The 6617-nt window shown below is 73.2% G+C and carries 8 protein-coding genes; 3 read left to right on the forward strand and 5 right to left on the reverse strand.

Going from position 1 to position 6617, the window contains the following annotated elements; genetic code table 11:
* Window positions 1–65: 65 nt before the first annotated feature.
* A complete protein-coding gene (locus GTW43_RS01235) occupies window positions 66–980 on the reverse strand; it encodes a sugar ABC transporter permease (RefSeq protein WP_161299665.1) in 915 nt (304 codons plus the stop codon).
* A 185-nt stretch (window positions 981–1165) separates the two neighbouring features.
* On the opposite strand from GTW43_RS01235, the gene GTW43_RS01240 reads away from it, so the two are divergent.
* The 3 genes from GTW43_RS01240 to GTW43_RS01250 are packed head-to-tail and all read left to right on the forward strand — an operon-like array spanning window position 1166 to window position 3436.
* Window positions 1166–2227, forward strand: a complete 1062-nt coding sequence (locus GTW43_RS01240; RefSeq protein ID WP_343245853.1) for a LacI family DNA-binding transcriptional regulator — start codon at window positions 1166–1168, stop codon at window positions 2225–2227.
* 25 nt (window positions 2228–2252) lie between these two features.
* Complete coding sequence (aac(3), locus tag GTW43_RS01245) at window positions 2253–3158, forward strand: aminoglycoside 3-N-acetyltransferase (RefSeq protein WP_161299666.1); 906 nt, start codon at window positions 2253–2255, stop codon at window positions 3156–3158.
* 41 nt (window positions 3159–3199) lie between these two features.
* Window positions 3200–3436: a hypothetical protein gene (locus GTW43_RS01250; protein WP_161299667.1), complete on the forward strand. Its 237-nt coding sequence runs from the start codon at window positions 3200–3202 to the stop codon at window positions 3434–3436.
* Window positions 3437–3475: 39 nt separating this feature from the next.
* On the opposite strand, the gene GTW43_RS01255 is transcribed toward GTW43_RS01250, so the two are convergent.
* From GTW43_RS01255 to GTW43_RS01270, 4 genes are all read right to left on the reverse strand, one after another.
* Window positions 3476–4036 (reverse strand): YbaK/EbsC family protein, encoded by a 561-nt coding sequence (locus tag GTW43_RS01255; protein ID WP_161299668.1) that lies wholly within the window; start codon window positions 4034–4036, stop codon window positions 3476–3478.
* 88 nt (window positions 4037–4124) lie between these two features.
* Complete coding sequence (locus GTW43_RS01260; RefSeq protein WP_161299669.1) at window positions 4125–4697, reverse strand: XRE family transcriptional regulator; 573 nt, start codon at window positions 4695–4697, stop codon at window positions 4125–4127.
* 60 nt (window positions 4698–4757) lie between these two features.
* Window positions 4758–6059, reverse strand: coding sequence for an MFS transporter (locus tag GTW43_RS01265; RefSeq protein ID WP_161299670.1), 1302 nt, complete (start codon window positions 6057–6059; stop codon window positions 4758–4760).
* A gap of 108 nt (window positions 6060–6167) precedes the next feature.
* A partial coding sequence (locus GTW43_RS01270) for a LysE family transporter (protein WP_161299671.1) occupies window positions 6168–6617 on the reverse strand: 450 nt, incomplete at its 5' end.

The following is a 6617-nucleotide window of genomic DNA, read 5'->3' on the forward strand; positions in this document are numbered from 1 at the left end:
CCGCGGTGGGGCGCCGGCGCCGCGGGGGCCGGACGGGCGCACGGGTGTGGTGGTGGTCATCGCGCTCACGCTCCCTTGCGCATGCCGCGCAGCTGGACCACGTAGGCGACGGCCATCGTGATCACGCCCATGACGATGGCGACCGTCGCGGAGTAGTTGTGCTGCTGCCCGGAGAAGGACAGCGAGTACGTGTAGTAGTTCGGGGTGTAGTCCGTGGTGATCGTGTTCGGCGCGAGCTTCTGGAGGATGGCGGGTTCGTTGAAGAGCTGGAAGCTGCCGATGACCGAGAAGATCGTGGCGATGACGAGGGCACCGCGGATCGCGGGGAGTTTGATCGCGGTGATGACGCGCCACTGGCCGGCGCCGTCGATCTCGGCCGCCTCGTACAGGGAGTGCGGCACGACGCGCAGGGCGGCGTAGAAGATGAGCATGTTGTAGCCGATGAACTCCCAGGTCACGATGTTGCCGATGGAGGCGAGCACGAGGCCGGAGGAGAGCGGGTCGGGCAGGTGGACGCCGAACGCGTCGTCGATGTCGCCGACCAGGCCGAAGCGGGTGCCGTAGAGGAAGCCCCACATGAGGGAGGCGACGACGGCGGGGACCGCGTACGGCAGGAAGACGGAGATCCGGAAGAAGTCCTTGCCGAAGAGCCGGCCGCTGTCCAGGGCGAGCGCGACGAGCAGGGCGATGCCGAGCATGACCGGCACCTGGACCACCAGGAACAGCCCGACACGCAGCACGCCGTCCCAGAACCGGCCGTCCTGGAGAGCCTGTTCGTAGTTGTCGAGGCCGACGAAGGTGGTGCCGCCGATGAGCTGGGTGCGGAACAGGCTCAGGTACACGGAGTAGACGAGCGGCGCCAGGAAGACCAGGGCGAAGACCAGCACGAAGGGGCCGATGAACCCCCAGCCCGTCCACCGGCGGCGCGAACGGCGCGACGGGGGCCGGGCCGGTGCGGCCTGCGGGTGTGTCGTCGTCATGCTCGGGGTCCCTCGCTCGTCCGTCCCTCGCGGCGGCGCCGTGCGCTCGCCCGCCCCGTGCATGTTTACGCAAACATCTCGGCGCACAAGCGATCCGACGGCTGCTATGTTTACGTAAACATCGGGTGGCGGCATGTCTACACTGCCCCGATGACGACGGTCAAGGGTCGGTGAGGGAGACAGTGGTGGCAGCAGCGGACAGCGCGCCGCAGCGCGGCGGCGGCCGGGGCAGCCGCCCGCCCAACGCGTCCATGGCGGACGTCGCCCGCCTCGCCGGCGTCTCCTCCCAGACCGTCTCGCGCGTCTCCAACGGCTTCCCGGGGGTCAACGAGGAGACCAGGGACCGCGTCCAGACCGCGATGAAGCAGCTCGGCTACCGGCCCAACAGTGCGGCCCGGGCCCTCAAGCGGGGCGACTTCCGCACCATCGGGGTCATCACCTTCACGCTCGCCACGACGGGCAACGTCCGCACGCTGGAGGCCATCGCGACGTCCGCGGCCGAGGAGGGCTACGCGGTGACGCTGCTGCCGGTCGCGGTCCCGACCCAGGACGAGGTGCGCGGCGCCTTCTCCCGGCTCGGCGAGCTCGCGGTGGACGCCGTGATCGTCATCATGGAGGTCCATCTCCTCGACTCCGCACGGCTGTCGCTGCCGCCGCACGTGAAGGTCGTGGTCGCCGACTCCGACGCCGGGGACCGGTACGCGGTCGTCGACACCGACCAGGCGGGCGGCACCCGGGCCGCCGTACGCCATCTCCTGGACCTGGGCCACGACACGGTGTGGCACCTCGCGGGCCCGTCCGCCTCGTACGCCGCACAGCGCAGGACGGACGCCTGGCGCGCCGCGCTCGAGGAGGCCGGACGCGCCGCTCCCCCGCCGGTGCGCGGCGACTGGTCGGCCGAGTCCGGCTACCGCGCGGGCCTGCACCTGGCCGGACAGGACGACTGCACCGCGGTGTTCGCGGCGAACGACCAGATGGCGCTCGGGCTGCTGCGCGCCCTGGCCGAGCGCGGGCGCCGGGTCCCCGAGGACGTGTCGGTCATCGGCTTCGACGACATCCCCGACTCCGGCTCGTTCCTTCCGCCGCTGACCACCGTCCACCAGGACTTCGCGGAGGTCGGTCGGCGCTGCGTGCACAGCGCGCTGCGGCAGGTGCGGCAGAGCGCGCCGGAGAGCGGCACGACGCTGGTACCGACCCGTCTCGTCGTGCGCGACAGCACGGGTCCCGCGCCGCACCGCACCCTCTGACGGCCCGGGGCGTACCGTCGGCCGGGTGGACGAACGGACTCTGCTCACCCGCTCCGCCGGCCCCGTGACCCGGCACCGGCTCGCCCGCGACCTGGCCGGACTCGGCCTGCGGCGGGGCGACACCGTCATGTTCCACACCCGCATGTCCGCGCTCGGGTGGGTGGCGGGGGGCGCGGCCACGGTGCTCGACGCGCTCCTCGACACGGTCGGCGACACCGGCACGCTGATGGTCACCTGCGGCTGGAACGACGCCCTGCCCTACGACTTCGGGTCCTGGCCGGCCCCGTGGCAGGAGGCGGTGCGGTCCGGGCACCCGGCGTACGACCCGGAGTCGAGCGAGTGCGACCACGCCAACGGGCGGCTGCCGGAGGCGCTGCGGCACCGTCCGGGCGCCCTGCGCAGCCGGCATCCCGACGCGTCCTTCGCCGCGCTCGGCGCCGCCGCGCGGGAGCTGACCCGGGATCATCCGTGGGACGACCCGCACGGGCCGGACTCACCGCTCGCCCGGCTCGTGGCGCGCGGCGGGCGGGTGCTGATGCTGGGCGCGCCGCTGGACACACTGACGCTGCTGCACCACGCGGAGGCGCTGGCGACGGCGCCGGGAAAGCGGTTCGTGGCGTACGACCAGCCGGTGACGGTCGACGGGCGGCGCACGTGGCGCCGGTTCCACGACATCGACTCGGAGCACGGCGCGTTCGACTACGCGCCCGTCGTCGGTCCGGACCGTGACGCGTTCGAGGTCGTCGCGCGGGCCGCCCTGGACGCGGGGTGCGGCGTGAGCGGGCGGGTGGCCGCGGCCGGGAGCCATCTCTTCGAGGCGGGTGCGCTCGTGGAGTTCGGCCGCGCCTGGATCGAGGACCGGCTGGGCGGCGCGGCCGGGCGCCCGCCCGAGGCGCCGGGTGCCGGGGCGAGCCCCAGTGGTGTGACCTGAAAAGTTCGCCGGGTCCGACGGCGTGATGGCAGGATCGGCTCGTGGATCTTTCCGAGGGCCTGGCTGGATGGACCGACTGGGACGGTGCCGCCTTCGTGGTGGGCCGCTCGTTGGGGATCTTTGCGGAGTCTGTGACGTTCACGCAGGTCAAGTCGGTGTTCTGGACGGACAACCCGTTGGGGAACGCCCTCCATGAGGTACTTCTTCAGCTGGTCGCCGCAGGGGTGCTGGAGCGGCGTGACGAACCGGACGAGCAGTTCCTGTGGTCGGGGCGATGACGTCAGGCCGCCGCGGGGAGAAGGCTCCCGGTCTCAGCCCTAGACGGCGACGCCCAGGCCGTCGACGACGGTCGCGCCGGGCAGTTCGGCGAGGGCCTTGCCCGGCACGATGAGCTTGCCGCGGCGGGTGCCGCTGCCGATGAGGACGTACGGCAGGTCGGCGACGGCCGCGTCGACGAGGATCTGCCAGTCCGCGGGCAGGCCGATCGGGGTGATGCCGCCGTACTCCATGCCGGTCTCGCCGGTGGCGGTGTCCATCGGCGCGAACGAGGCCTTGCGGGCGCCGAGATGACGCCGCACCACGCCGTTGACGTCGACCTTGGTCGCGGACAGGACGACACACGCGGCGAGCGTGGACGCGCCGCCGCGCTTGCCGCTCACCACGACGCAGTTCGCGGACGTGGCGAGCAGGTCCGCGCCGTAGTGCTCGACGAACGCCGCGGTGTCCGCCAGGTCGGGGTCGGTGTCGACGTGCACGAGGTCCTGCACGGGGATGCTGCCGCGCCAATGGCGGACCGCGTCCGCGACGGGGCGGGTGAGCAGGTGGAGCGCGTCGGGGGCGGAGCGGGCCGTGTCGAAGGTGCCGAGGGGAGCGTCCATGGGCGGCACGCTAACAGGCGACCGGGGCCGGGCCGCGGGGCCGGGCCGGGGGCCGGTCCCGTGGGTGGGTGCCGGGCTCGCGCGGCCGTCAGCGCTCGTACGGGACCGACACCGCGAGGGTCATCTCGACCGGCTCGGCGCCGTCGTTGCGGTACGCGTGCGCGACGTTCGCCTCGAAGGTCGCACCCGCGCCCTGCGGCACCCGGTGGACCACCCCGTCCACGACGAGGCTCAGTTCGCCGGAGGTCACGTGCAGGAGCTCCACCGTGCCCTGGGGATGGGGGTCCGACGGGCTGCCCTCGCCCGGGGCGAGCCGCCACTCCCACATCTCGAAGGGGCCGGGGGCCTCCGCGCCGACCAGGAGCCGGTTGTAGCTGCCGCCCCGCGTGGTCCACAGCCGCACGGCCTGGTCGGCGGGGACGATGCGTACCTTCGGGCCCTGCTCGTAGTCGAGCAGGGTGGTGATGCTGACGCCGAGCGCGTCCCCGATCTTGACGACGGTGCCGATGCTCGGGTTGGTGCGGGCCTGCTCGATCTGGATGACCATGCCGCGGCTGACGCCGGCCCGGGCGGCGAGCGCGTCGAGGGTGTAGCCGCGCTCGGTCCGCCAGTGTCTGACGTTCCGGGCGAGCGACTGGGTCAGGAGGTCGAGGTGCGGCACGTTCCGTCCATGGGGCCTACGGGGGCACCTGGCTGCACCCCGACGTGCAGCAAACTGTACTCAGACCCGGTAGCGGCGCAGCGCGGGCATCGCGCAGGCCAGCGCCAGCATCACGACGACGACGAGCAGTCCGCCCCCGGCGACGGCCGCGCCCGGACCGAAGGCGGAGCCCGCCGAGCCGTGCAGCACGTCGGCGAGCCGGGGCCCGCCCGCGACGACGACGGTGAAGACGCCCTGCATGCGGCCGCGCATCTCGTCCGTGGCCGCGGAGAGCAGGATCGCGCCGCGGAACACCATGGAGACCATGTCCGCGACGCCGGCGAGGGCGAGGAAGACCACGGCGAGCCAGAGGTTGCGGCTCAGCCCGAAGCCGGCGATCGCGAGGCCCCAGGCGACGACGGCGCCGATGACCATCCAGCCGTGCCGCCGCGCGCGGGAGAAGGTGCCCGAGAACAGCCCGCCGGCCACCGCCCCGATGGGGATCGCCGCGAAGAGGAGTCCGAGGGCGAGCCCTTCGCCGTAGGGCGCGTAGGTCTCGGCCGCGAGCTGCGGGAACAGGGCGCGCGGCATGCCGAGGACCATCGCGACGATGTCGGCGAGGAACGAGAGCAGCAGGACCTTGTGCCGGGCGATGTAGCGGAAGCCCTCGGCGATCTCCCGGACGCCTGCGCGGCGTTCGGCCTTGCCGCCGAGCGGGGGCAGTGCCGGCAGCCGGTGGACGGCCCAGACGGTGACGCACAGGGCGAGCGCGTCGACGAGGTAGAGCTCGGGCAGTCCGATGACGGGTATGAGGACGCCGGCCAGCAGCGGTCCGACGACCTGGCCGGTCTGCATGACGGTGGAGCCGAGGGCGTTGGCGGCGGCGAGTTCGCCCTCGGGGACGAGGCGGGCGATGGAGGCGTTGCGTGCGGGGGCGTTGAGTCCCCAGAAGGCCTGCTGGAGGGCGAGCAGCACCATCAGGACGCCGACGGAGTCGAGTCCGGCGACCGCCTGGAGCCAGAACAGGACCGAGGTGACGGCGATGCCGCAGTTGGTGATCAGGAGCAGTTTGCGGCGGTCCATCGTGTCGGCGACGGCGCCGCCCCACAGGGCGAACACGACGAGCGGGACGAGCCCGGCCAGGCTCGCGGCCCCGACCCAGGCGGAGGAGCCCGTGATGTCGAAGATCTGCTTGGGCACGGCGACGGCGGTCAGCTGGCTGCCGACGGCGGTGACGATGGTGGAGGACCACAGCCGCCGGTAGGCGGGGATGCGCAGCGGCCTGGTGTCCATGGCCCAGCGCCGCCACCCGCCGCGCCGCTCCGGTGCGGGGGCCGGGTTCTGCTGCGGTTCGGTGCCGGTGCTGCTGTCGCTGGTGTCCACGGCCGTCCTGATTGCTCGCTACATCTATCGGATCCGGGGATCACTATCGCAGCTCGGTCCGGACGGACGGAACGCGCACCAGGGCGCAGGGCCGGACACCCGCAGCGCCTAGGCGCGGGCGATCAGCATGCCGCCCATCGTGAGCATCGTGGCCGCGACCAGTCCGTCGAGCACGCGCCAGGCGGCGGGGCGGGACAGGAAGCGGCCGAGCAGCCGGGCGCCGAACCCGAGCGCGACGAACCAGACGAGGCTGGCGAGGGCGGCTCCGAGCCCGAAGGTCCAGCGCATGGCTCCCCGGTCGGCGGCGACGGAGCCGAGCAGCAGCACGGTGTCCAGGTAGACGTGCGGGTTGAGCCAGGTCAGCGCGAGGCAGGTGAGGACGGCCCGGCGGCGCGAGCCGGTGCTGTCGCCGCTGGTCTGCAGGGCCGCCTCGGCCGGGCGCAGTACCCGGCGGGCCGCGAGCGCCCCGTAGCAGAGCAGGAACGCGCCGCCGATGAACCCGACGGCGGTGACCGCGCCCGGCCAGGCGACCACGAGAGCGCCGACACCGGCCACGCC

Source organism: Streptomyces sp. SID5785, assembly GCF_009870065.1.
GTDB lineage: Bacteria > Actinomycetota > Actinomycetes > Streptomycetales > Streptomycetaceae > Streptomyces.